Below are 23738 nucleotides of genomic sequence, written 5' to 3'. Positions count from 1 at the left end.
CATCACGTCCATCGACTTTCTCCAAATCAGGCGGGGTCAGGTGACCGGCGGGCGGTGCGGCAACCATTTGCGACGCGCGGCGTCGAAGATCAGGACGTCGCCGCCCTGCACGCCGCTGGTCAGATCGACGTCGAGCACGTCCGCAAGCGTCCAGCGCGGCGCCATCGCCATCGTCGGAACGTAACCGTCGCGGAGCACCTGCGTGTAGGCCCAGACGAAGACCTCGGCGACGCCCTCGTCATACGCGGCCTGAAGCGCAGCGCTGGTGCTCCGCCAGACCGGCCCGCTGTCGCCGACCAGCGCGAAGCCCGCGAAATAGTGCTGACGCGACCGCGGATAGCCAAGCCGCTCCTCGACGATCGCGCGCGCGGTCGCCGAGCGATCGGGGCGGTCCTCGATCACGAAATCATAGTCCTCCAGCTGGAGGACATCGAGCGCCGGCCACGCCAGCGCCGACGGCATGTTGACCCGCCGCGCCTCGGGCGCGTCGTCGCCGAGCAGCTGCGGAAGGTACAGCAGCGCGTAGTTGGTCATGTCCGGATGATCGGCGCGGACGGCCGCGGCCAGCGCGAGGATCGACTGCGCGAGCTGGGTGCCCAGCCAGTCGAGATAGCGCCGCTCCGCCTCGCTCTTCGCGCCCGCCATGGACGCGATCACCGGCGGCGGGTTGCCCGTTTCCGACTGGAAGCGGGCGACCGTCGCCGCATCGTAGAAGGATGGCGTCAGCGTGCCCGGGGCGATCCAGTACCACGGCTCACCGACCTGAAAGTGGACGTCATGCCCGGCGGCCGCGGCGATCCCGCAGAATTGCCGCGCGACCCGCTGGAGGTACGTCATCGCGCCGGCATGGCAGGGCGAGAAGAGCGTCGACGGCGGGGTCCAGCCGGTCAGCGCGGGCGCGCCGTCTTCATCGAGCTGACGAAATGCGCGTGGCGCGAAGGCGTCGAGCATCTCGTAGCTGACCGAAATGATCAGCCGGATGCCCGCGGCGTGAAGCTGCTCGGCGAAATCCTGATGCCACATGATGCACGGCGTGTTGAGCGGCTGCGCGACGTCATCGGCGACGTAGCGCGCCTCGGCCTCGCTCCACGTCCAGCTGAAATAATGGCTCATCCCGACATAGTGGCTGAGCGTGCGGCGGTAGCCGAGCAGCCGGAGGTTCCGCAGGATGCGCGCAGGTGCGACATTGTACGTGTCGTCGTAGCCGTTGGTCATGCGGACTTCGTGCGTACCGCCCGGCCCCGATCCGCAGACGAGCGTCGCTGCCGCGCCGGTCGCGCTCACCTCAGACAAGATCATCCCCCCCTCGACCCGCGTCGCCAGCCGGCCGCCGTCGCGCCGGTAGCCGGTCGGGACGAACGAGAGGAACAGCCGATCGATGTCCCCGGCGTAGACGTCGTCGGTGCCGTAGAAACCCGCCTTCAAGCGATCGAAATCCAGCTCAATCTGCGCGTCGGTGGCCGAGCCGCCGCGCTGCGCATTGACGAGGCGAACGTACCAGGTGCGCGGCGTGCCGGCGGCGTCGCGCCCCTCGATCGTCAGCACCGGCCCGTCGACATCGTCGATCGGGAGCACGTCGCCGCGCAGCCGCAGCCGGAAGCGCAGCACGCAGCCGCGATAATCGCGATCGGTGTCATAGCCGGTGGCCGGATGGTCGAAGCGATCCTCCGATTCCCAGATGACGCCGACGAGATGATCCCGCTCGTGAAAGACGGCGTCGACGCGCAGTTCGTCGCCCTTGGCGCGCAGGCTCGCCATCATCGTGTTTGGGAAATTGCAGGTCCAGAACAGCGGGTCGAAGCGCGCACGGCGTTCGGTGCCGATCCGCGCCGCATGCGTCACCAGCGCGAAGCGGGCATGGTCGATCGCGTCGGCGGTAACATCGGCCCCGTCCTGCGGCTTGGTGCCGGCGGGATCGGTGATCGCGTCCCATGATGTCGGCCGCTCCAGCGCGATCCCGTCGAGCGACGGCGTCGCGACCAGCGCCGGGGTCGGGGGCGGCGTGCCGGTGCGCCCGAGCGCGAAATCGTGCTTCGCCATCGTCTCCCCGCGCAGCACCAGCGTCACGCCCATCGTCGCCGGATCGAGCGTGCGGCGCAGGACGACTGCCGGCTGCTCGACCAGCCCGGCGTCGGGCAGGTTGATCGTGAGCAAATCGCCCGGCCCATACCGCCGCAGGCGCGGTTTGCAGGGCAGCTCGATCTCGCCCAGCTCGCGGCGATCGAGCAGTTCGTAGGCGGCGAGCTGGCGGGCCTGCGTCGGGTCCTGCACGAGGTCGTATTGACGCTCCTCGCGCTTCTCCTCGCCGTCCTCCGCGAGGTAGGTTGCGATTTGCACCGGATCGGTGGCGACATATTCCCAGCGGTGCGTCTCGGAACGATATTTCGGAACAATGGTGTTGAGCCGCTGTTCCCATCCCTGCATCACCCCGACCACGATCTCACCGTCCGCGAGATCGCTCGCGGTGATGGTGTCGACGGCGACGCGTGGCGCGTTGACGCGAACGCCCAACCTGCCCCCGATCCAGCACGGCTCTGCCCCGCCGGCCGCAAGGATGCGCTTAAGATTGTCCCATTTGCTGCTCGACGGTTCGAACAGGACGCCATCGCAGTTCCAATTGTTGGCGGCGCAGACATTGTGCAGATGGACGAATTGTTCGACGATCAGTCCATCGAGCGGGATGCCGACTCCAAAGGTCTTGCGATAGGTCGACCCGGCGACGCGGGGATCGCGCTCGTAGATGCCGAGCGCGTAGCGCAACGCCAGCAACCCCGGCGACCGCGTGAACGTCCATGTCACGCGTGCCGCATCGTGCCCCGCGGTGTCGGCGGGCGGTGCCCATCGGCTGGCCCCGTTCCCACCGGGATAGGTGCTGTCCTCGACCGGGTTCCAGCAACGCGCACCGCGCCATACCGCGCCCATCTGCGCCAGACCGGAGGCGAACACCTGCCCTTCGCGGTCGAACAGCGCATTGTACGCGATGGCCGCCTTGCCCGAAAGCCGCGCATCCGCTCCCCAGCCCGGCGCGCCGGGGAAGCGGAGCGGCAAGGCCGTTCGCTCCGCCTGCTCCCCCAGCTGGAACGACCGCCAGAGATGCTCGTAAAAATACCCGTTCGTTCCGGCGACCGGGACTTCATTCCGCATCACAACGGGCGCGAGATCGGCGTAGATACCCTCCAGCCCATCGACCGGTCCGCCGACCGAGTGCACGTCGGCGGCGAGCAGATAGGGGTTCTTCACCTTCTTCAGCGTGGCCCCGTAGCCGACCAGATGGACGCGCGCGCCGCCGTAATAGGTGCGACCGACAAGCCATGGGCTATCCTGATCCGAGCCGATCGTCGTCTGCGAGACGGACCCCTGTCGCGGCGGGATCTTGGCAGTGACCTGCGCGGCGACGCTCGCAGCCGACGCCGTGAGCGCCGCATAGCTCGCTACCGCCTTCAGCGACACACCCGCAACGGCTCCAACTCCCGCCGTCGACAATGCCAGCGCCGCGACCGCAACGACGCCGGCGATCTTGGCGACCGTGGACGAAACACCGCTCATATCCGCCACGCCGCCTTGAACGGCTGCGACACCACCGGCGCGATCGGCACCAGCCCCCGCGCGAGATCGTCGGCGTGGTAGCCCAGCACTTTCCCGCCGGCTGCGATCACGACCGCGTCGAACGCGTCATCACCTTGCATCAGCGCCAGATCGCCGATCAGCATCCCGGCGGGCGCGATCCGGGGCAAAAGGCTGTCGAGCAGCTCCATAATCCCGGCGTGACCGGTCGCGGTCAGCGCGCGTTTGGCAGCCAGCATCGACCGCAAGTCGGGCATCTTCGGCGGCTTGTGTCCAAACGCCACCATCTGCGCGCGCGCGAGATGCAGGCAGGTCCGACGCCCCGTCCACGAAAAGGGCCGGCGGCGAAAGCGCGCCACAACGCGCTCCGTTCGCGCGCGCCGTTCCTCCAGATTAAGCACGCGCCGACGCTCCGCGGGGGCCAGCCGCCGCGCCCCATGCCACGTCGGTGGTCAGACCGGTCGCATTGTCCAAGCCAGCTTCTCCCGGATAAATCAGGCGATGAAAGGACGGCGACAGCGTGTTGCCCTCGTTGCGCAGCATCAGCCGCTGCCCATGCGTGACGCAGCCGATCTCCAGCAGGCGGGAGCCGCGTCCGATCCGCAGCCGCATGCTGTCGACCTGCCAGTCGACCATCTGATCCGGCTGCCCGATGACACCGCCGTTGCGCTCGTCGAGCTCGGCGACCCACAGGCGCAGGCGCGATCCCTGATGGCCGGGCGCGGCCAAGGTGGTGGCGGCCGTCGTGGACGGCGGCGTCATGGTCAGCACGCCGGCCGGCGCTTCGTCACCGACGCCTTCGGTCAGCGCGTTGAAGCCGCTGAGGATGCCGAATTCGTCATCCTTGGCCTGATAAAGATCGCCGTTCCACTGGACGAAGCCGCCGTCGCACAGCGTGATCGTACGCCCCGGCAATTCCAGCTTCATCAGGCCGGACAACAGAACCCGCTCCATTTCAGCGCGTTTCCTCGACCGTAAATTCTATGGACGTCGTGCGATTGACCGCGAGGTTCCACGCGCGCTTGTCGCCATCGACCAACCCTTCGATCATCGGCGCGGCGAGGTGCACCGCAGCGCCGTTCTCAAACGGCACGCGCAGCATTTCCGAGAGGGAGAGGATCATGCGCCCATCCGCATCAGCCACAGCGTCCCCGGCGACGTTGTGCAGATAATGCTGCCCGGTCGGGTCGACGATCGATAGCCAGTAGCCCTCACGCGCGGTGTAGCCGGGGCTCAAGCCGCGCAGGGTCAACGACAGCCCGGACTGGCCCGCACCGTCGACCAGCGGCGCACCCGGCTGACCCTGATCCACAAACAGCGGATAGGGCACGCGCAGCCCGAGACGTTGCGCGCGAATCAGCCGCGACACCACGATCCGGCCCTGCTCGGGCTCGAAGGGCGGAAAGGCGAGTGCGGCGAGATAGTGCGAGCCGAGGCGATTGACTCTCAGTGCCGCCGTGTTGAGCGGCGACCGCATCACACCGCCGGCATCGACCAGCGCCGGGGTGGCGGCATTCGGCACTGCCCATTCAGGCAGCTCGATCACGCGAGTTGCTGGCGCTGACGCAGCGCCCCTGCCCGGTTGCCCTCACGCACCGTCTGCACCGACACCCCGCCCGCGATGCCGACCACGCGCGGCTCGAACATCTGCCCCTCGCCGACCACCAGCTGCACCACCGGCTTTTCTCGCGAGGCGCGCAGCCCACCGTTCGGAATGATGGTGCCGCTGGTGCCCGGCGCGAAGATCTCCGGGCCTTGTTCGCCGACGACGAACCAGTCGTTCGGCGTGATCGAGCCACCATTCTTGCGGAAGCCGCCAAAGGACGAGGACAATGCGCCGTTCAGCGCATCATTCGCCTGATGTGTGATCGTGGTTCCTAACGCAGCATCGCTCGCCGCCTCACCCGCCTGTCCACCGACCCCGAGCAACAACCCCGCCAAGGGCTTGATGAGCGCCTGCTGCAAGGCAATTTCGAGCAGCGCCGCCACGATCCGCTTGGCGGTCTGGACAAAGACGTCCCCCAGCGATTTCGAGTTCACGATCGCGTCGGCGAGTTCGCGATTGAGATCTTTCAGCGAGTCGACCTCGAGCGCTTCCACGTCGTCCGCGATTGCCGCGTCCGGGCGGTTCAGTTCGCGCCGATAGCGATCGGTCGGTCCTTCGTTTTGCCGCTCCACCGTTTGACGGCGGTCGCCATAGATCTGGGTGAGCGCTTCTTTGCGGCGGCGCGCATTGTCCCACTCCGCCGACGCGGTGTTCTTGGTGGCGAGGATCAGATCGAGTTCAGCCTCCTCTTGCTGACGTTGCAGCTCAAGGAGCCGCAACTCGCCATCGCGGCGTTCAGCGATGCTGTCGGCGAGGTCGATCTCCGTACGGACACGATCCTGCTCACGCTGGTTATCCGCCGCCGCCAAATCATATTGCTGCTGCGCAAGCGCGCTCGAACGATCCCGCTCGACGATCCCGCGCCGGATCGCCAGTTCGGCATCCTTGGCGGCGAGCAGTTCGGCGCGGCGTGCGTCGTTCAGGCCCTCGTCAAGAGCGTTCTGGCGGATCGTAGAGGCACGCTCTTCGTCGAGCGCCGCCATGTCCGCACGGTAGCGCGCCTCGATCCCGCCGGTCAGATCAGCCTGCGCCTGCAATTGCGCCACCCGCACGCGGCCCAGCTCGTCGAAGTATTGCGCTTCATACTGAGGGCTGCGATCCGCGGCCTCGCGTCCGCCCCTCTTGGGCTTGTCATCGGCATCGAACTTGACGTCGCGGGTCGGCCCGGTGTCCTTTTCCGCAGCAGTGATGGCCTTGTCGAGCAAGTCGAAACGCTTGAGCGCCTCAGCCTGCACCTGCGCGGCCTTGGCATAGTCGGCCGCTGCCTGATCGCGGTTCGGCGAAGGGCTGAAGCCAAAAAAGCCCAACACCTTTCGGTCAATCGAGCGCTCCCAGTCGTTGCTCCCGAACGATACCGCTTCGTACGCTTTCTGCCTCACGCTGGTGGAGGCTGCCCGCGCGCGCATGCTCGCCGCGCGCGCGGCTTGCAGGTCGGCACGCGCCGCCTTGACCGACTCGATCGCGCGGACCCGGTCAGCGCGCGCCAGCGCCATCGCTTCCTTGCGGGCCTCACCTTGCGCAAAGGCCAGCTTCTGCACGATGTCGGCACTGTTTGCCGTTGCGGTGCTCGCCGCTTCCATTGCGCTGACGTACTTCGCCGAGGCCTCGCGCTGCTGGAACATAAGCGGAACGAGGATCGACAGCGCAGATACCGCCAGACCGATCGGTCCCGCGAAACGCAGCATCGCGATACCGAGCGCGCCGATCGCCGTCCGCGCGCTCAACGCGAGTAGCAGCCGCCCAAACATCGTCACGAGAAACCCGACCGGGTTCAGCAGCGCGCCGGCCGCGGTACCGATCACGCCGAACGACGCGCCCAGCGCCGTTCCGCGCAGGATCAACACCACCAGCAGCGGCACCAGCTTCGTCCCGATCAACACCAGCGGGCCGAGCGCGGCCGCCGCCAGCCCCGCCGCGGTCACCAGATAGAAGAACGCGGGCGGTGCCGACGCAACCCGCTCAACGACCGCGGCCACGCTGTCCTTCACCCACGTCAACACCTGAATGAGGCCGGCCTCGCCGATCGCGATCTTCAGCTTCTCCCAGGCGGCGGCGAGCCGCCGGGTGGAGGCGGCCTCACCGTCCAGCAGCACGCCCAGCTTCTGGTCGACCGACGCCTTCTCGATCGACGCCTTGACGCTGTCGATCCCCTTGGTCCCGGCCTGCATCAGCGCGATGGCGACACGCATCCCGTCAGTGCCGAACATGCGCGTTAGCGCATCTTGCCGGCTGCGGTCGCTCAGCCCGGCAAGCCGCGTCTTCAGCACCTCCGCGACCTCGCCCAGCGACTTCATGCTGCCATCGGCGTTGAAGAAGCTGATGCCGAGCTGCGTCATCGTCCGCTCGGCATCCTTTGAGGTCGGCACCAGCGACAGCAGGAATGTCTTGAACGACGTGCCGGCGTCCGATCCGCCGGTCATCAGCGGGATGACCGCCGCCAGCGCGGCATTCATATCCTCGAACTGATAGCCGAGCCCGCCCGCAATCCCGCCGACCTGTCCGATCGCGTCCTTATAGCCGTCGAACGACAGCTTGGAGGCGTCGAGCGCGCCGCTGACCTTGTCGACGATCTTCGGGAGATCACTGGCGGCAAGGTGGAATTGCTGGAGAATGTCGGTCGTGACATCCGCGGCGTTGCCGAGTTCGGTCTGGCCCGCCACGCTCAGCTTCAACGCCGCTTCCAGCCCGCCGCCAAGGATGTTGGCGGCACTCATGCCGTTCTTGGCCAGTGACTCGATCGCGCCGGCCGCCTCGGTCGCGCTCTTGCCCATCGCCGGGCCGAGCGACAGCGCCGCCGCGCGCAGCTTGTCCAGCTGTTCGGGGCTGGCGTCGAGCATCGCCGCGTGGACGTTGTTCATTGCGGCCTGAAAGTCGGACGCCGCGTCCGTGGACGCCTTGGCCATCGCGACGGAAGGCAGTGTCAGTCCGGCGGTCAGCAGCAGCCCGGCATTCTTCACTTCGCGACCGACGTTCTGGACGCTGTCGACGATCCGGATCACCGCCGCGTCGATCTGGTGCGCCACCTTCTCGAATGACGCCACCATGCCCTTGCCGGAGCGGTCGAGGTCCTGCTCGGTCCGCTTCGCCTCGGCCCGCGCCGTGCGCATGCCGGCCTGAAATGCAGCGTCCTTCACGTCCATCGAAATGACGAGCGAGGCCAGCAATGCCTGCATCGCGCGTCACTCCTTCCGGCGGAGAGGTGGTGGACCATCCAGCACCTCGATTTTGATGGGAGCGCCCGCCGCCTGAAGCGCGCGGAACACCAGAGCCCGTTCGGCGGGCGTTTGCGAACCGCCGGACCTCGCGCCCGGCTTATCGGCCGCGAGATACTGCCCGACAGGCTTGAGCTTGTCCTGACGGGCGAAGAACTCGCCACGCCATGCGCCATAGGTGGCGAGATCGTGATCGTCGCGGCGGCGCTGCATCCACCCGCGCATCGCCGCGCCGAAGCCGGCCGGGGTCGTCAGCCAGAAGGCGGACTCGTCGAACCCGGCGCGGGTCCATTGCGCGACGAGCCCTTCCCAGTCGGTGCGCGCCTGCGGGTCGACGGCTTTCCCGGGGCGACCGGCCGGTCATCCTCCTTCTGCCCCTCGCCCCGCCCCTGCGCGGCGCGGATCGCATTGCCGATGACTTCGCCGAAGCGATGTTGGCCGAGTTGATCGGCGACGTCGCTGACCTCGTCGAGCGTCACGCCGGGATGGTGGCGCTGGAGCCCGTGCCACGCCAGATCGCGCAGCACCGACAGCCGGACGCGACGCATCGCGCTGGCCATCTTCTCCATCGTCGCGACTGACAGGCTGGGCATGGCGTCGCCCGACATCGCCGAGGCGATCGCCAGCGCCGTCTCGGCGTCGACATCCGGCACCGCGTCGGCGACGACCGCGAAGAACCCTTTGCCGTATTGCTCCTCCACCGCGCATTGCGCGGCGTTGCCGAGGAATAGCGTCCAGCGCTGCCCCCCGGCATCGAACACCTGCGCGCCCAGCATCAGGCGGCCGCCGCGATGACGCGCTGGTTGGCCACCGCATCCTCGGTGTCGTCGCCGGTGAAGCGGACGGTGACGGTCTGCTTCATCCGATCATTGATCGGCACGGCGCGACCGCGCTTCTTGACGATCAGGAAGCCGCTGATGCGGAGCCACTTGCCGCCGGGTGCGGGCAGGAACGTCTCATAAGCACAGACCTCGCCGCTGTCGCGCGCGGTGCGCAGCGCCACGTCGCTCGGCGAGCCGGGGATGTAATTGACTTCCAGCGTGCCTTCGCCGTCATCGGTCAGGCCGCTGCGCCATTCCTTTTTCCTCTTCGGTGACTTGAAGTGCGTCACCTCATATTCGTCCGCCGACTGTTCGGCAATCGGCACCTGCGTGACCTCGTCGATCTCCAGCCACTTGTTCGCGACCTTCAGGAAGAAGCCAGTGCCGTAGCCCGACTGGGCTTCGCTGTTGCCGTTTGCGTCCATGTTGCGCCTCCTCTCAGGCAGGGGTGTGAGTGAAGATGATGTCGATCGACTCGCGCGCGATCTCGTCGCGGAACCGTTGCGGCTCGCCGGGCTGCTCGGGCTCCGGGCCACCGCGCACGTTGGCGATCACGGCGCGTTGGAACCGCACGCCGCCGATCACGTCCGCCGCCACGAAGACGGTGATGCAGCGCTCGCGCAGCGCCGCCGCCTCGGTCGCCGTCTCCGCCCAAATATCGATCTGCACCGTCGTCTGGCGCGGCTGAAAACCTTTGAAATGCTCCGCGCGCACGTCGGTGATCGTCTGGAACGTCAGTTCGGGAAGGCCGCTCAGTATCCGCGTCCAGCCGCCTTTCTCCCCGGTCGCCGCTCCAAGCTGCGCGTCACCCCGCGCGCGCGCCGTCAGCGCCGCCTCGAACGTCATCGGGCCAGCGTCAGCACATCGGCGAGCAGCAGGCTGGTGACCAGCCGCTCCGCCGCCGGACGCCGAGCGGCGATGGCCGGGCGCATGAACGGATGGGCGCGCATCGTGCGCGTCCCGAACTCCTGAAAGCGCGCGTAATATACGTCGCCTTCGTCGGTCGATCCGACCGGCCCGATATAGACCTGCACGGTCCCATCATCGATCCGGCTGCCGAGCGTGCCGTAGACGCGCGCGTCGCTGGCGTCGGCGACCGTGATGCTGTCGCGCAGCCGGCCGGTGAGGAAGGGCGCGAGCCGTCGCGCTTCCTCCGCGATCAACTCGGCACCGGCATGCAGCGCAGCCCGCTTTCTCGTTTCGGGCACGCCCGTGGCGAGCGCAGCGAGCTTGCGATCGAGATCGCGGAACCCGCTACTGCGGAACGTCATCACACTCACGGCGTCTGCCTTGCCGGGCAGTCCCAGACGCCCTTCCGGTCGAGCATGACGCCGTCGCCAACGACATAACTGACGTTGCCGACGTCCGGCCCGAGCGTGACCTCGTCACCGGGCTGCGGGGCAGCAATCTCCCAGCTGCGCACGCGCAGGATCGTCGACCGGCGCTTCAGGCTCACCGTGCCGAAACGATCGTCCTGATCGGCGCTGCGGATGCGGATCGTAACCGTGGACGGCTGGCCGCTCCATGCCGCAGGCTTCCCGAACGTCGCGAAGGCGAGATCGACGATCGCGCATCGCTGCCCGGAGAACCCGCTCATGGTCACACCGAGGGCAGCAGCTTGACGTTGCCGACGATGTCGGCCGCGACCTTCGGAGCAGCGGTCATGCCGATCTTGGTATTGCCGTTCGCGCTGGTGGTAACCCGCGCGTTCGCCGCGTCCCAGTAGAGCGCGATGCAATTGGTTGCCCAAGCCTGCCCCTGACACGGAAGGACGAAGACGCCTTCAATCCAGCCCGAGTAGGTCTGCCCTGCGGCGGCGTTGGTCGCCGGGATCACGAGAATGACGCCGACCAAGACAGGCACGCCCGCCTTCACCGCTCCGTCGGCAACGAAGTCGAGGGTACGCCCCTCCTGTACGAAAATCTTCATGACATACGTCTCCATCCGCGCCGGGCGAGCTCGCCCGGCCGGTCGTCAGAGGTCGGAATGGTTGGATCAGGCCTTGCCGGTGTTCCGGAACGCGCCACGGTAGTCAGCCGCGCCGGCATAGAAGTCCTCGGTAACGCGCCATGCCATGCCGTCGACGTTGAATGTCTCCTCCGAGATGACGCGCGGCCCCGGCGCATCGGCGAGATAGCCGTAGACGAAGGCGGGCAGATCGGCGGGATCGGCATAGAGTTCCCACGCACCGCCATCGATCGTGCCGTCCACCGTCGGCGTCAGGCGTCCGGCGAAGGGATTCACGTCACCAACCAGCGCTGGCTGGAGCGGCTGGAGCGGCATGATCAACTGCTCGGTGCGGGTTTCCAGTTGCGGCCCGACAAGGATGCGGGTCGGCGCGATATTGAGGATATTCTTGTCGGCGTCCTTCTGCTGCCGGATCGCCGCGCGGCCTGCCCCCAAGCTCTCGATGCTGGGATCGGAACCGGCCGCCCCATCGACGAGATTGCCGTGATCCTTGTGGAAGAAGGTTTTCCCATCCGACATTTTCGGACCAAGCCCACCGTTCACCGCCTTCATGGCGTAGAAGGTGTTGTTCTCGAATCGAGCGATCATGCGGCCGATGGAGCCGAACACCTGATCGAAGGCCCCCAGATCGTCGTTGACGATAGCCTGACGCGACAGCCGCAGGATGCGACCGTAGGAGCCGAGGATCACCTCTTCCTTGCCCTCGCCGATCGTGCCGGCCTTGATCTCCCCGTCTTCGGCATAGGGCAGCAGCGTCGGGAAATCGCCCGCCCGCAGCAGCTTGGTCGGCCGGAAGTCGGTCAGGTCGCGGCGCGCCGCAATGTCGCGATAAGTCGGCGCGGCGGCATTGTAGCGCGCCAGCAGCACGCGATTGCCGGCGCTCTCCATCAGCAGCGGGAAGTCCGAACTGGTGTGCGCCGCGCGAAGGATCGTGATCGGGTCACGCTCGCGTGGCGACAGGCCGGCGCGGCTGGCGGCGATCTCCAGCAGCCGCATTCCCATGAACTCGCGAGCCGCGTCGCTCGGCTGCTCGCGCAGCGTGCGCGCGGCCAGAGCCTCGGCGATGGCGTCGCAAGCACCCTCTTCCTGTCGGCCATTGGCGCCGAAGCCGGGCGTGCCGCGGAGCCCGCCGGTCTGGGCGCGCTGCGCCTCGGCTGCGGCCTGCATGATCGCCGCGCGTGCCGCTTCGGTGCCGATCTCGCCGCGGCCATTCTGCTCGACCAGCTCGCGTGCGCGAGTTTCGACCCCGAAGCTGCGGGCCTGCTCCATGAAGTCGACCGCTTCGGTCGCGGCGAAGCGGGTGACGGTGGGGCTCGGCGTCGGCGTTGGGGCTGGGGTCGGCGTGCCCGCGCCGCCCGGAAGGTCGCGAAACATAGTATCTTCCTCGTTGGTGGCTTTGTCGCCGGTGACCGGGGGATTTCCGTGCGGGGCAGACCGGACCCCGGCGAGCGGGTCTGCGGGAACGGGGACGAGGCTGACCTCCAGCAACTCCCAGCGCGTGGCGGTCCACGTGTCGGCGGTGTCGGTCTGCTCGGTGAGCGTCCACGTACGGACGTTGTACCCGATCGAGATGCCGGTCAGTTCGCCGCGCGACACCTGCCCCTCGGCGGCGCGGCCGGCATCAGTGTCGGCGAAGGCGATCGTCCCGACGAGCCGGTCACCCTCGATCCGTGCGTCGATCACGCGACCCAGCACGCCCGCGACATCATAGGAATTGTGCGCGTTGAGAAACGGACAGAGGTTGGCACCGACGCGGGTCAGGTCGATGGCGTCGACCGAAACCTCCAGCTGCTCGGTTCCGAACCAGCGCGACACCGGCGAGCCGGCCGAGAAGACGGCTTCGACGGTTCGCGCCTCGGCATTGTACGATGAGCCGGTGAACGTGGCTTCGCGGACGCCGCGCGCGGGCGGCGGCGCGCCGCGCTCGCGCGGGCCGGGTTCGGGCGCCTCGCGGGTCATATGCCGCGCCGGACCCTCCGGCTGCGGGGCGTGGCGGTCGTTGCCCGCCACGCGCTTGCCCTTCTTCACGCGTGCGGGCTCCCCCCGCTCCGGCTGCGCCGGGCGATCGTCGTTCATCACCATGCTCCTTTAAAATCAGGCGCTCTTGGAGCCCTGTGCGTCGCCCTTTGGGGCGAGATAGCCGGCAGCGATCTGAAGCACCCCGCTGTCGGTCAGGCGGCGCGGATCGCTGTCGAGCGCTAGGCCGAGATCGTCGATGATGTCGTTCAGCCGCTTGATCTCGCGGAGTTGATCCTCCGTGTTGATCCCGCGCTCGGCGAGCGACCGGCTCAGCGTCTTGAGCCCCGCACGGATCTCGATCAGCTCGCCCATCAGATCCTTGATCGGGTCGACGAAGCGCCGGACGGGCAGCGCATAGCCGACCTTCATCGACAGGTAGCGCTTGTCGCCGGTTCGCAGCGCCAGCCGCGCCATCCGACGATCCACCGCGGGGCGCACGGCGTGCGGAATGATAACGTTCTGCTGCCAGTCGTCGAGCAGCGCCCAATGGCCGAGCATCGCCGCGCGCAGGCTGGAATAATTCGCCTGACTAACGTCGCCCGTCATCAGGTGATAAGGAGCCATGTTGGCGGACACGGCCGCCATTTGCTGGCGGATGAACTCGACCGCGCCGCCCGACTGGCTGGGCTCGATCGTCGTCACCGTCTCGCCCGGCCGCGCCCGCACGATCATACCCGGTGCCAGCGTCTCGATACCCCGCTCGTCGCGCTGCTCGCCGTCGCGCTGTGCCGCCAGCGGCGAGCCGGCACCTAGATCGTCCGCATCGCGCGTAAGTACAAGCCCGAGACACGCCTGCACCTTTTGCTGCATCCGAACCGCATCTTCGATGTCGCCGATGTCGCGCAGCGTCATCGCGACCGCCGACAGCCATGAGACGCCGCGCGTCTGACCGAAACGCAGCCGCTCGAAAACATGATCGACGTGCTGCGCGGCGATCGGTGCCGACATCGCAGCCCCGCCGAACGACAGGTCGCCGGGATGATCGGTAAACAGCCAATAGGCCGAGGGCATCCGATCCTTATCGTATTGGACGCCTTGGACGATCCTGCCACCAGCCGTCGTCGTGCCGGTGCGGGAATGATCGAGGTAATCGCCTTCCAGCCCCTCGATGCGGCCATCCGGGCCATCCGCATCGGCATGCCAGGCGGTTAGCGTCTCGCCGCCCACGACAATGCCGCGCGCGGTCAGCTTCTGATGTTCGTAGAAATCGCCGTTGCCGTCGACCTTGCTTTCGGCCCAGCGCTTCCACTCGTCCTGCGCCGTCCGCTGCACGACGGGATCATCGTGCGTCAGTTGCACGGCGATCCCGTCACCGATCATGTTCGCGACGATCTGGCGGACGCCCGCCGCGGCATATTTGTTGTTGCGGACCAGATCGTGCGCGCTGTTGCGCAGCATGACGATGCCGTTGGCGTTTTCGGTGTCGGCTGAACTGCTCGGTCGCCGCCAGCCTTTGGTCCGCCGTCCCCTCCCCGCCGCGTCATACTGGCGCACCGCTGCGAACCCGATCCGCGCCGCCTGTCGTTGTGTCGCCCAGCGCGGTGCCCATGGCTCGATCAGGCCGTCGATGAAATCGCCCAGCGCCATGGTCAGTCCGGATCGAAGGCGGCGAGTGTCGTGGACGAGCGCGGATAGGCCACGGGTGCCTCGGTCACCCGCTGGCGGAAATAGGCCAGCGCTTTGGTGATGTCGCGAACCCCGCGATAGGTGACGCTTTCGCCCTCGCTCTCGACCCGCGCGACGCCGGAACCGAGGCCACGCTCCAGTTCGGCAATCTCCGTCGCGAAATCCGGTGCGGGCATCAGAGCCATCCTTCTCTTTTCTCGACATAGCCGTGCCGCGGCTGGGGCGGCATCGGCGACGGCTGCGGCGCGGGGGGCGCCTGTGATTGTGTCAGGTCCGGTGCGAACAGGTCGCGTAGCCCGTCCTCACGCGGTGCGTAGCGGTCGGCACGAAGCGCCGCCCAGTCCATCTCGGTCAGCGTGTCGAGCATCAGCTTCTCGGCCGCCGCGAGATTGTAGACCCTGCAATCGAGATAGTGGTTTTGCCGGCCCGGCATCACCATCCACCGCCGGTCCGGAAAGCCGTTGACCATCCGGACCTCGATCGTCTCGGCGGTCGCCTGCTCGAACCAGTCGGCGGGCGTATCGCGCGACAGATGGACACGCCCGACCGGCGTCACCTCTGCGACGCCAGACTCCTCCACCGCGGCGAATGCCTGCATCGTGGTGCGCAGATAGCCGTACCAGCTCAGCTTGACATTGCTGACGCCGACAATGTGCGCCTTGTCCTCGGCCTTCGATCCGGCGCGACCGGCGCGCCGGCCCTGCTGCTCGTACCCGATCGTCTCGCCGCGCCCGAGGATCGGGCGGCCCCAACCAGCACGGCCGAACACGGCGAGACGCCGGGGCCGCTTGGCGCAATAGGCCTGCGCGGCCGGTGTGTGGTAGCCAGCGTCGATACATTCCCAGTCGATCGGCAACACCTTTCCGCCGGGGAAGGCGGTGCCGCGCTGCGCATATTCGTCGAGCGCCTTCCACGCCCCCTCGCCGGGCACGTCGGTCGCGCCGGGCAGGAAGCGCGCATCAAGCTGCCACGTCTCCTTGCGCGGGCCATGGCCGACCTTCTCGACGTAGATGCCGTCGCCTTGCACGTCGCCGCCCAGCGTCACGACCAGCGGGCCGATCGGCATCTGCCCGACGCCCCAATGCTGTTCGCGCAGCTTCATGAGCTGCTCGTAATCGGGCGTGTCGGTTGCGACCTTGAAGGCGATGCCGCGCTTCAGGTTGGTCCACGTCTTCAGCTTCGAGACGTCGCCCTGCGCATCGCGGAAGCCGACCGCCATTTCGCCCCATGACTGGAAGGTCGAAATCTCCCCTGCGAGATGGAAGCCCCGCTTGCGGCTGGGCTGCATGCGGGCGCGGAACGCCTGAAAGGCGTCCTCGGTCAGCACGCGCGGCACCGGCTTGCCGTCGATCCGGTCGGACAGCCACCCGTCCGGCCGCTTCATCTCCGGCTTTCGCCAATGCTCGATCTGAACGCCGCAGCACGGCGCGACCACGTGCGCATGCTCGTGGTCGCCGTCCACCCATTGCACGTCGCCCCAATCGATCAGGAAGCGGTCCGTGCACTCGGGACAGCGCAGATAGTAGTGGCGACGGTCGCTCTTCTCATACGCCGCCGCGATCTTGCTCGACCCCTCAATGGTCGGGGTCGAAATCTTGAGCCGTTTGGACAAGCCGCGCGAGCGCCACACCTTCAGGCGCTCGTCGATCATACCTTCCGGGCTGCCCTGCCCGTCCAGATCGGCGGGAAACTGATCGAGATCGTCCTCGACCGCATACCGCACCGTGCGCTGGCGAAGGCCGGCCGCCGAGTTGGCGCCCGCCAGCAGGATGTACCCGCTCGACCGGCTGAACAGCACCTTCTTCGACGTCGACCCGTCGCCGTTCGCCAGCCCCTGCGCGCGGATCGTGCCGCGCCGTTCGGGGTTCAGCTTTGGCGTGGCCTCGACCATCGGCCAGAACTTCTCGGCTGCCCAGTCGAGCGCGGCCTGAAAGGTCGCCTGTACGAACAGCACCGGCCCCGGCGCGAGATCGCTGATGAAGCCCAGCCAGTTTTCCGCCGAGGCGGACCCGCCCGACTGGGCGCACTTCATGACCGTGATCTCCTCGCACGGGTCGTGCGGGGACATTGCGTCCATGATCTCGACCAGCTCCGGGGCCGTGTCGTGGCTCCAGTCGCCGGGGATCGGTGCATCTTCGGGAAACTTGCGGAACTCGGCCGCCCATTCCGACACGGTCATGCGTGGCGGCGGTCGCAGTGCATCCGCCAGCGCCTTGTTGAGGCGGCGGACGTTACGGCGCAGGGCATTGCCGCCGACCGTGCCGAAACGTCCGTAATCGAACCCCATCACGCCGCCTCCGCCGTCACCTCCTCTTCTTCATCGTCGTCGAGCGAGCCGCCCGCGATGGCGCTCGCCAGTGCGGCGAATGCCTTGTCGGTCGCCTCGTCGAGCAACGTCATGATGGCGCGGGGCTCGCGCTCCGCCGCCAGCCGCTCGGCGCGTGCCCGCAACTCCGCCTGCACCCGCTCGCGCGCCATACGGCCCAAGTGACCGAGGCGGCGTTCCGCCTCGACCGCCGGCACCAATTCGCGCGCCAGCTCGGCGTTTTTTATACGCTTGCCGACGAGGTCTTCCTCGGCGACCTCGGCACGCACCTGCGCAAGATTTCGCTGCTGAAGCGGTGAGCCTTCGTCGATCTCACTACCAAGCGGCAACGCCGGGGCGACATCCGGGGCCGTCGCCGGGCGGCCGCGCATCGGATCTAGCCGCGCGTTCAATCGCGCCTCGGTCCGCGCCGCGTCGACCATCAGGCGACCGGCGTCATCCTCGGCGAAGATCAGCAGCCCGGCCTTCTTCCAGTTGCTCACCGCCGACTTGCCCACGCCGCGCCGCTTCGCGAACTCGGCTTGGGTCACCAGATCTGCCACAGGCTCCCTCGTGCACTGGCGTGAACAGTTCAGTTCACGGGGTTCATAATCCAAAACCGCCCCTGAACCCCGAGATCCTGCGCTCAGCCCCACCGCGCAAGCCGTGAGGCTCCGGGAAGGACCCGTTTGGGGGTGGTCAGACCCGTCGCAAACAGCGCGAGCCCGAAAGCACGAAGGGCGCTCAAGCCGATGCCGAGCGCCCTTCGCGTAGGTCAGGAGAGGATGCTCGCCGGTCACACGTTCCGCCGAACATAGCGGTGAATACGCCCACAGACCCCTAGAGACGAACACCCGATATTTGCCCCGGCGCACATTCTAGGGCTTGACCCGTTCTAGGCGCGCATTTCTGCCGATTTGCGCCCCTCCACGAAAACGCAGATCGCGTGCAGCGCCCGTCCGTAGCGCATCCGCAGCGTGTCGGGCTGGACCGCTTCGCCCGTGTCACGCCGCCAGTCGTGCGCCGCATCGATCCAGTGAGGGCGCGCCGCGCGCTCGCGATCCATCCGTTGCAGCACAAGCCCGATCAGCTTGCGCTCGCGCGGCGCAACCTGCTCGATCCACAGCAACGCCTCATCCATTCGTCGTAACTCCGCGACGGTCAGACCGGGCAGCGACCGCGGCGCGTCCGGCTCCATGTCGCCATAGTCGCCGAACATGGAGTGCCGCCGCATCGCCGGCCACAACGCCTTGACCTTGACCCAGCCCGCCTCGCGATCGGGCAGGCGGCGCAGGAAGCCCCATGCCTCCAGCAGTCGCTCTTCCACCGCGGCGAAAGTCACGCCGCCTTCCGCCTCCACCCTGTCCCTGATCGTCATATCAACCATCCAAGAACGGATAGACGGAGAGTTAGAGGGGGTAACCTCACACATGTGTGCAGGCGCACGCCTTAGCCAGCAAACCCCGGATAACCCGCCGAACTGTCCGTGACCCGCCGTACCCGGCAGAAATGCGCGCTTTTCGGGGCCGGACGGTTGCGAGCAGTCCCGCCGTTCGCAACCCCTCAACCCGCCGTCGAACGCCCTGCTGCACGCCCCGCTATGCGGGATCGATCGGCCAGCCGCCCCCGCTCGCACGCCAGCGGCGCGCGCCATCCCTCATTACGGAGGGTTAGATCAACTGTCCGTAGACCCGCCGTCCGGCATCACGGTGGCATATCGTCATCCTCCCATGGCGCTACGGAGGGTTGCTCGGTTAATCTCTCAGCAGGGGGTGCGGGGGCCGCGGCTGCGGTCACCAACCCGAACTGTCCGTGCTGGCGCAGCTTGATGCCCTTGCGCCAGCGGTTGCCCTTGCTGTCCTTCACCGCGGCATGCTGCTTGTCGCGCAGCGCCCGGCCGAACGCGGTCGCGGTCATGATCTTCTCGTCGCCGCGCGCCTCGCACCACGCCTTGAAGTTGTTGTAGAGCGCCGTCGCCGGCGTCTGCGCGTCGGGATCGGTGGTGTCGCACCACTCGCTCATCCATTCGAGCAACGGCGAGCTGTCGGCCCAGAAGTCGGCCAGCACCGCCGCCATCGCCGTCGGCTGCGGCACGACGCGCGTCGACAGCCATTGCAGCGCACCCGCGATCATCCAGTTCAGGATGCCCGGCTTCTCCGCACGAAGTTTCGCCAGCACGATATCGATCGGCATCGTGCCGGCCGGCGTATCCTCGACCGCGACACGCCACTGATACAGCTTGAAGCGGCGGCGAAAACCCTTGTCGTCGCTGGGTGCGCGCGGAATGACGTTGCACTCGACGTGCAGCTTAAACCGCGGCGCGAACGTGTCCTCGGTCGTAGCATGCGCCCCGCGCGCAGTCACCAGACTGCCCGTGATCTGCTTGATCGTGCCCCCGTCCCAGACCGACCGCCCTTCCGGCTCGTCGCTGGTGACGAAGCGCACGTCACCCTTCAGCCGGACCAGATCGGAACGATGCTCGGACCCGCCCTTCTGGCTGGTTGCTTGCAGGAAGGTCTTGATGCCCGCGTGCCGGTAGTAGTCGCCGTGCAGATCGGCGAGCGCCATATGCGTCACCGATTTGCCGTCGCCACCCTTGCCCTGATGAACATAGAAGGCCTGATCGGAGGTGAGCCCGGTCAGGCTGTACCCGTACAGCACCTGAAAGCCGGCGAGCTGCTCCGGATCGGGCGTCAGCATGGCCAGCCGCGCATCCCAGAACGCGCAGGTCGCCGCCGGATTATATTCGACGTTGGCCAGCTGCATCAGCATATCGGCCTGATCGTGGTCGGAGGCGACGACATGCCACGTACCGTCGTCGCGCTGGCGGAAGCGCAGCGTCTTGTTCAGCGTGTTGTAGGCCAAAGGTTCGGTATCGAAGTCTGCCAGCATCGCCATGATGAGCGCGCGCGCCTGTTTCAGCATTCCGGCGGTCATGTTGGCGCTGCCCGAGCGCACGGCATGGGTACGGAGGGTTTTGACACGTTCCACCGCGATCTCGGGCACGCACCACGCGCCAAAGCGCTTCTTCAGCCTGACCGCATCGTTCGCGATCTCGCCCAGCGCCTCGGCCTCCAGGTCGATATGCTCGACCACCGAATGCGCCATCCGCTGCGCCTCGATCGCGCCGCGCTCCAGCGACCAGCGCCGGCCGTCGAAATGAACGAACGCCTGAACGTCCTCGACCCACAGCAGCCGCCCCATGGAAATCGCCACCAGCCGTTTCGCGTTGCCCAGATCGGACGCGTCCAGCCACGCCATCCCCAACGGGTCCGGCGGCGTCATCGGAATCATGTTCCCCCCTTATTCGTCATGTCTGGTTGCGCGCGGCTTTCGCGCCAGCCGCGAGGGCGAGCGCGCGCTGCATGCTCTTGCGCGAGGCATCGAGCTTCTTCTCGACCTGATCGTCAGGCGCGAACATCGCGAGCAGCGCCCGGTCACGCGCGCTGTCCATCATCGCGTCGAACCCGTCCTCGCCGCCCCCGACGACACTGCGGTACAGGTCGAAGATCGCCTCCGCTTCGTCGACCTTCTCACGACCGTGCTTGTCGATCTTGCGCAGCCACCGCGCCACCTCACGGATCTTCGTCCCGTCGAAGCCGCGCGACTTGGCTTCTTTGCACTCGGCGGCAATAACCTCGTTGATCTCGGCGACCTCATCCATGTGCGCCTTCACGCGCCGGATAAAGCCGACCAGCAGCAGCTTGGACTGGCCGTCGCCGCTCACGTGCCGGCCTCCCGCACCGCATCGTTGAAATCCTGCCCCATGCGCGGTCGCACGGCACGCGCATGGCAGCCCGCGGCGCGCCACGATTGCACGACCAGCGCGCTGCACACCGCAGCCCGCTCCGCCTGCGTCACCGCGCGCCAGACGATCGGTCCGCGTCGCCGTTCGATCACCGGCACCCCGCGGAATTGCCCGGTGCGCGGATCACGCGGACCACGCAGCGGCTTCATGTCGGCATCGATCAGCGCCGTGACCGGCCCAGTGCGTGTGAAGGCGACCCCCGGCGCAGCAGGATTGACGCGCGGATCGTACAGCGGCCACGCGCTGTTACGGCCCAGCACGAGCTGCCCCTGCATGTTGTCGAGGCTCAGCGCCGCCAGCCCGCACGCATCGGCCGTCGCTTCGCCGAGCGCCATCCCCGACAGCGTGGTTTCCAGCCCCTCGCCCTCGAACAACGGCACGACGTCGCGCGGGCGCCCCAGCACCACCGCGCCGCCGCGCACTTCGCCGAGCATCTTGCGGTCGGGATAGGCGGTGCCGTCGCCGCGCTGGCGCACCATCTTGCCGCCGAGGTCCGGCCGCAGGAACGTCACATGCACCCCGATCGGCGTCCAGCAGCCGACCCGGCGCACCAGCGCGACGATTGCGGGTGCCTGCGGCATCGACGACGGCGGACGATCGGTGCGCCACGCCGCGATCGGCGCCATGCCGAGGAAGCGCAGGTCGCGCAGCCGATCATCGGTCAGCACGGGAGCCGGCACGCCACGGGCGAGCAAATAGGTGCGCACCGCGTCGCAGTCGGGTCGCGCGTGATCCCACAGGAAGCGACCAAAGGTGGTCGAGTCGACCGTCGGCGCGTCGGACCGGACGCGCTCGACCTTGCGACGCCGCAACGGCGCGGCGGTCAGGCCATTTAGGCCGTTCAGGCCATGCTCGCCCTCCAGCCGCTCGACCGCCTCGCGGAACGTCAGTCCGTAGAAGTCGCAGACGAACTTGATGGCGTCCCCCGACCATTGGCAGCCCCAGCAACGTGCGCGGCCATGCGCGGGATCGACCGCGAAGCTGTCCGACTTCGAGCCATGAAACGGGCACGTGCCGCGCGGCTTGGCTCCACGACCGAGCTTCACGACCGCGCCGATCACGTCGGCGATGTCGACCCTTGCGCGGATTGCGTCGATTCGAGACTGGTACAGCGGCACGGATCAGGCCGCTTTCCAATCGAGCCAGCCCAGCTGCGGCGAACCTTGATGGCCATGTTCCCAGACGAACCATGCGAAGGCAATGACGCCCGCACCTTCACCTGCCTCAACCGCCCGCCCTCGCGCGAAGGGCACGCGTCGCGACATGACCCACACCCGTGCCAGCGGCGTATTCGCAAACCACCGCTGCCGTTCGATGCCCTCAAGAAAGGCCAGCCGCAGGAATAGCGCCACCTTGCCGCCCGGCGAACGGGTCAGCAGCAACGCCCGGTCCCCGAACTCTCGCGCCCAGCGGAACGGCGGGTTTGTCACGATGTGCGGTGCCCGCGGCGACCACTCCATCAGGAAATCGCGTCCGCCCTCCCCATAGCCGCGATCGATCAGGTCCGTCGACACGACATCGTGACCCGCATCAATCAGCACGCGCGACATGGCACCGTCACCGCAGGCAGGCTCCCAGATCGGGCCATCAAACTGTTCGACGGTTAATAGCGCCCGCGTTGCCGCCGGATGCGTTGGATAAAAATCGTGCGCCTCCCGGTTGGCAGGATCATCCGTCTGCGCGCGCGAGAAGGCACGGCCAGCGGCGCTGGACGGCACCTTGCTCACCTGCCAGCCTCAAGTCCGCGCTCGATGACTTGCGCGAGCATTGCACCGGGCAGCGTTCCCGCCTTCCGCGCACGCTCAACAATCTGGTGCCACTGATCCGGCCAGCGCCGCCGCACCGTCGCGATCAGATCGGCGGGCGTTTCCACCAGTGCGGTCGCGATCGTTTCCGATGGTGATGCGTCGCGAAGACGTGCGCGATATTCCGGGCTGATCCGCCGGACAGGTGCTGGCTCGCGCTTTGCCGCCGGGCTGGCAGGAACCACCGGTGTCTGCTGCGTGCGCGCCCTCGCCTTCGCGACCGCCGCCGCACCGCCATAAACCCCGCCACCCAGCACGCCGGGCGCTTCGTCGATCCCGGCCGGATGCGCGTCGATGAAGTCGCGCACCAGCGTGGCGATCCGCTTCGTTGGGAACGCGCGTGCGCCGATCTCCATCACCGCAGGCAGGCCCATCCCCGACGCCGCAGCGAAGTCGGCGCGCGTGATACCATGCCGCCCGCAATATTCGTCCAGCAGCGCGGCGAGTTCACTTCCGAGCAGACGGCTCATGCGACCCCTCCGACGGTGACCTTGCCGCTCGCCACGATCCTGACGACGCGGGGCAGCCCCGGCCCCTGCTCGCTGACGATAATCAGGCCGAGATCACGTAGCTGTCGAACGCGGTAGCTCGCCGAAGCAGCGTCGGGCAGCCCGCATTGGCGCGCCAGTTCGGCATTGCTGGGGCACGGACGCGAGAAGTTCGCCGCGCGCCGCAGCGCGCGCAGGATGCGCTGCGCCGGATGATCGTCGTCGCCGGCCGCAGGACTGGCCGGCGCACGCGGTGCCGTGATCGGCGGGTTGGTACGCACGGCCACATATTCCCACCCGCCATCGGCCGCGCGACGATGATGCAGGCGCACCACTCCCTCGCGACCGGCCTCTGCGGCATGTGCCCACACCGCCTGTCGACGCTGCGTCGACGGCCCCCATGCGTAGACGAGGCACGCCCCTAACGTCGACGTGTCGAGCCACTGCTCGAACTCGGCAACGGTGCGCGCACCGGCGACCGCCTGAGCCGCGGCCGTCATCGCAGAAAAACCCGGC

Annotated in this window: 24 protein-coding genes; all 24 read right to left on the bottom strand. The window is 67.6% G+C overall.

The features are described 5' to 3' along the window. Nucleotides 1-36 precede the first annotated feature (36 nt). Nucleotides 37-3546 carry a non-contractile tail sheath protein gene (locus tag FHS97_RS17235; RefSeq protein ID WP_221233106.1) on the bottom strand — a complete coding sequence of 1170 codons (3510 nt, stop codon included), beginning with the start codon at nucleotides 3544-3546 and terminating at the stop codon, nucleotides 37-39. Beyond that, complete coding sequence (locus tag FHS97_RS17415; protein ID WP_184033799.1) at nucleotides 3543-3965, bottom strand: DUF6950 family protein; 423 nt, start codon at nucleotides 3963-3965, stop codon at nucleotides 3543-3545. Before FHS97_RS17415 ends, FHS97_RS17235 begins: the two co-directional genes overlap by 4 nt. Beyond that, the gene (locus FHS97_RS04775) at nucleotides 3958-4518 is read right to left on the bottom strand and encodes a hypothetical protein (protein ID WP_184033796.1); all 561 of its coding nucleotides are present in this window, start codon (nucleotides 4516-4518) and stop codon (nucleotides 3958-3960) included. Before FHS97_RS04775 ends, FHS97_RS17415 begins: the two co-directional genes overlap by 8 nt. 1 nt (nucleotide 4519) lies before the next feature. Further along, nucleotides 4520-5110: a hypothetical protein gene (locus FHS97_RS04770; protein ID WP_184033793.1), complete on the bottom strand. Its 591-nt coding sequence runs from the start codon at nucleotides 5108-5110 to the stop codon at nucleotides 4520-4522. Beyond that, nucleotides 5107-8343 (bottom strand): phage tail tape measure protein, encoded by a 3237-nt coding sequence (locus FHS97_RS04765; protein ID WP_184033790.1) that lies wholly within the window; start codon nucleotides 8341-8343, stop codon nucleotides 5107-5109. Before FHS97_RS04765 ends, FHS97_RS04770 begins: the two co-directional genes overlap by 4 nt. A gap of 6 nt (nucleotides 8344-8349) precedes the next feature. Next, the gene (locus FHS97_RS04760) at nucleotides 8350-8595 is read right to left on the bottom strand and encodes a hypothetical protein (RefSeq protein WP_184033787.1); all 246 of its coding nucleotides are present in this window, start codon (nucleotides 8593-8595) and stop codon (nucleotides 8350-8352) included. A 38-nt stretch (nucleotides 8596-8633) separates the two neighbouring features. After that, on the bottom strand, nucleotides 8634-9158 hold the full coding sequence (locus tag FHS97_RS04755; RefSeq protein WP_184033784.1) for a hypothetical protein: 525 nt from the start codon (nucleotides 9156-9158) through the stop codon (nucleotides 8634-8636). Beyond that, nucleotides 9158-9628: a phage tail tube protein gene (locus FHS97_RS04750; RefSeq protein ID WP_184033781.1), complete on the bottom strand. Its 471-nt coding sequence runs from the start codon at nucleotides 9626-9628 to the stop codon at nucleotides 9158-9160. The genes FHS97_RS04755 and FHS97_RS04750 overlap by 1 nt, the downstream gene beginning before the upstream one ends. Before the next feature lie 13 nt (nucleotides 9629-9641). Continuing rightward, nucleotides 9642-10049: a hypothetical protein gene (locus FHS97_RS04745; RefSeq protein ID WP_184033778.1), complete on the bottom strand. Its 408-nt coding sequence runs from the start codon at nucleotides 10047-10049 to the stop codon at nucleotides 9642-9644. Then, nucleotides 10046-10474: an HK97-gp10 family putative phage morphogenesis protein gene (locus tag FHS97_RS04740; protein WP_246346482.1), complete on the bottom strand. Its 429-nt coding sequence runs from the start codon at nucleotides 10472-10474 to the stop codon at nucleotides 10046-10048. The genes FHS97_RS04745 and FHS97_RS04740 overlap by 4 nt, the downstream gene beginning before the upstream one ends. A 5-nt stretch (nucleotides 10475-10479) precedes the next feature. Beyond that, nucleotides 10480-10800 (bottom strand): head-tail joining protein, encoded by a 321-nt coding sequence (locus FHS97_RS04735; RefSeq protein ID WP_184033772.1) that lies wholly within the window; start codon nucleotides 10798-10800, stop codon nucleotides 10480-10482. Between the two features lie 2 nt (nucleotides 10801-10802). Further along, on the bottom strand, nucleotides 10803-11132 hold the full coding sequence (locus FHS97_RS04730; protein WP_184033769.1) for a DUF2190 family protein: 330 nt from the start codon (nucleotides 11130-11132) through the stop codon (nucleotides 10803-10805). Nucleotides 11133-11198: 66 nt separating this feature from the next. Next, complete coding sequence (locus FHS97_RS04725; protein WP_184033766.1) at nucleotides 11199-13247, bottom strand: prohead protease/major capsid protein fusion protein; 2049 nt, start codon at nucleotides 13245-13247, stop codon at nucleotides 11199-11201. An 18-nt stretch (nucleotides 13248-13265) separates the two neighbouring features. After that, nucleotides 13266-14777 carry a phage portal protein gene (locus tag FHS97_RS04720; protein WP_184033763.1) on the bottom strand — a complete coding sequence of 504 codons (1512 nt, stop codon included), beginning with the start codon at nucleotides 14775-14777 and terminating at the stop codon, nucleotides 13266-13268. A gap of 2 nt (nucleotides 14778-14779) precedes the next feature. After that, on the bottom strand, nucleotides 14780-14992 hold the full coding sequence (locus tag FHS97_RS04715) for a phage head-tail joining protein (protein WP_184033760.1): 213 nt from the start codon (nucleotides 14990-14992) through the stop codon (nucleotides 14780-14782). Continuing rightward, nucleotides 14992-17103, bottom strand: a complete 2112-nt coding sequence (locus tag FHS97_RS04710) for a phage terminase large subunit family protein (RefSeq protein ID WP_184033757.1) — start codon at nucleotides 17101-17103, stop codon at nucleotides 14992-14994. The genes FHS97_RS04715 and FHS97_RS04710 overlap by 1 nt, the downstream gene beginning before the upstream one ends. Continuing rightward, a complete protein-coding gene (locus tag FHS97_RS04705) occupies nucleotides 17103-17738 on the bottom strand; it encodes a hypothetical protein (protein WP_184033754.1) in 636 nt (211 codons plus the stop codon). Before FHS97_RS04705 ends, FHS97_RS04710 begins: the two co-directional genes overlap by 1 nt. A gap of 278 nt (nucleotides 17739-18016) precedes the next feature. Further along, the gene (locus tag FHS97_RS04700; protein ID WP_184033751.1) at nucleotides 18017-18499 is read right to left on the bottom strand and encodes a hypothetical protein; all 483 of its coding nucleotides are present in this window, start codon (nucleotides 18497-18499) and stop codon (nucleotides 18017-18019) included. Nucleotides 18500-18825: 326 nt separating this feature from the next. Beyond that, on the bottom strand, nucleotides 18826-20415 hold the full coding sequence (locus FHS97_RS04695; RefSeq protein WP_184033746.1) for a DNA primase family protein: 1590 nt from the start codon (nucleotides 20413-20415) through the stop codon (nucleotides 18826-18828). A 16-nt stretch (nucleotides 20416-20431) separates the two neighbouring features. After that, complete coding sequence (locus tag FHS97_RS04690; RefSeq protein WP_184033743.1) at nucleotides 20432-20848, bottom strand: GapR family DNA-binding domain-containing protein; 417 nt, start codon at nucleotides 20846-20848, stop codon at nucleotides 20432-20434. After that, nucleotides 20845-22047 carry a CHC2 zinc finger domain-containing protein gene (locus tag FHS97_RS04685; RefSeq protein ID WP_343053371.1) on the bottom strand — a complete coding sequence of 401 codons (1203 nt, stop codon included), beginning with the start codon at nucleotides 22045-22047 and terminating at the stop codon, nucleotides 20845-20847. The genes FHS97_RS04690 and FHS97_RS04685 overlap by 4 nt, the downstream gene beginning before the upstream one ends. A gap of 3 nt (nucleotides 22048-22050) precedes the next feature. After that, on the bottom strand, nucleotides 22051-22656 hold the full coding sequence (locus tag FHS97_RS04680; RefSeq protein ID WP_184033740.1) for a hypothetical protein: 606 nt from the start codon (nucleotides 22654-22656) through the stop codon (nucleotides 22051-22053). Beyond that, nucleotides 22653-23204 carry a hypothetical protein gene (locus FHS97_RS04675; RefSeq protein WP_184033737.1) on the bottom strand — a complete coding sequence of 184 codons (552 nt, stop codon included), beginning with the start codon at nucleotides 23202-23204 and terminating at the stop codon, nucleotides 22653-22655. Before FHS97_RS04675 ends, FHS97_RS04680 begins: the two co-directional genes overlap by 4 nt. Continuing rightward, complete coding sequence (locus FHS97_RS04670; protein WP_184033735.1) at nucleotides 23201-23722, bottom strand: winged helix-turn-helix domain-containing protein; 522 nt, start codon at nucleotides 23720-23722, stop codon at nucleotides 23201-23203. The genes FHS97_RS04675 and FHS97_RS04670 overlap by 4 nt, the downstream gene beginning before the upstream one ends. Nucleotides 23723-23738: the final 16 nt, after the last annotated feature.

Origin of the sequence: Sphingomonas endophytica (genome assembly GCF_014199415.1) — a bacterium.
Taxonomy (GTDB): domain Bacteria; phylum Pseudomonadota; class Alphaproteobacteria; order Sphingomonadales; family Sphingomonadaceae; genus Sphingomonas; species Sphingomonas endophytica.
This window is presented reverse-complemented; position numbering and strand designations above follow the sequence as displayed.

Coding starts and splice junctions, on each gene's coding strand:
- FHS97_RS04735 (WP_184033772.1), bottom strand. CDS start 10,800: ATGAGCGGGTTCTCCGGGCAGCGATGCGCGATCGTCGATCTCGCCTTC.
- FHS97_RS04700 (WP_184033751.1), bottom strand. CDS start 18,499: ATGACGATCAGGGACAGGGTGGAGGCGGAAGGCGGCGTGACTTTCGCC.
- FHS97_RS04750 (WP_184033781.1), bottom strand. CDS start 9,628: ATGGACGCAAACGGCAACAGCGAAGCCCAGTCGGGCTACGGCACTGGC.
- FHS97_RS04765 (WP_184033790.1), bottom strand. CDS start 8,343: ATGCAGGCATTGCTGGCCTCGCTCGTCATTTCGATGGACGTGAAGGAC.
- FHS97_RS04715 (WP_184033760.1), bottom strand. CDS start 14,992: ATGCCCGCACCGGATTTCGCGACGGAGATTGCCGAACTGGAGCGTGGC.
- FHS97_RS04740 (WP_246346482.1), bottom strand. CDS start 10,474: ATGACGTTCCGCAGTAGCGGGTTCCGCGATCTCGATCGCAAGCTCGCT.
- FHS97_RS04675 (WP_184033737.1), bottom strand. CDS start 23,204: ATGAGCCGTCTGCTCGGAAGTGAACTCGCCGCGCTGCTGGACGAATAT.
- FHS97_RS04745 (WP_184033778.1), bottom strand. CDS start 10,049: ATGACGTTCGAGGCGGCGCTGACGGCGCGCGCGCGGGGTGACGCGCAG.
- FHS97_RS04670 (WP_184033735.1), bottom strand. CDS start 23,722: ATGACGGCCGCGGCTCAGGCGGTCGCCGGTGCGCGCACCGTTGCCGAG.
- FHS97_RS04695 (WP_184033746.1), bottom strand. CDS start 20,415: ATGATTCCGATGACGCCGCCGGACCCGTTGGGGATGGCGTGGCTGGAC.
- FHS97_RS04775 (WP_184033796.1), bottom strand. CDS start 4,518: ATGGAGCGGGTTCTGTTGTCCGGCCTGATGAAGCTGGAATTGCCGGGG.
- FHS97_RS04760 (WP_184033787.1), bottom strand. CDS start 8,595: ATGCAGCGCCGCCGCGACGATCACGATCTCGCCACCTATGGCGCATGG.
- FHS97_RS04755 (WP_184033784.1), bottom strand. CDS start 9,158: ATGCTGGGCGCGCAGGTGTTCGATGCCGGGGGGCAGCGCTGGACGCTA.
- FHS97_RS04725 (WP_184033766.1), bottom strand. CDS start 13,247: ATGAACGACGATCGCCCGGCGCAGCCGGAGCGGGGGGAGCCCGCACGC.
- FHS97_RS17235 (WP_221233106.1), bottom strand. CDS start 3,546: ATGAGCGGTGTTTCGTCCACGGTCGCCAAGATCGCCGGCGTCGTTGCG.
- FHS97_RS04720 (WP_184033763.1), bottom strand. CDS start 14,777: ATGGCGCTGGGCGATTTCATCGACGGCCTGATCGAGCCATGGGCACCG.
- FHS97_RS04730 (WP_184033769.1), bottom strand. CDS start 11,132: ATGAAGATTTTCGTACAGGAGGGGCGTACCCTCGACTTCGTTGCCGAC.
- FHS97_RS04710 (WP_184033757.1), bottom strand. CDS start 17,103: ATGGGGTTCGATTACGGACGTTTCGGCACGGTCGGCGGCAATGCCCTG.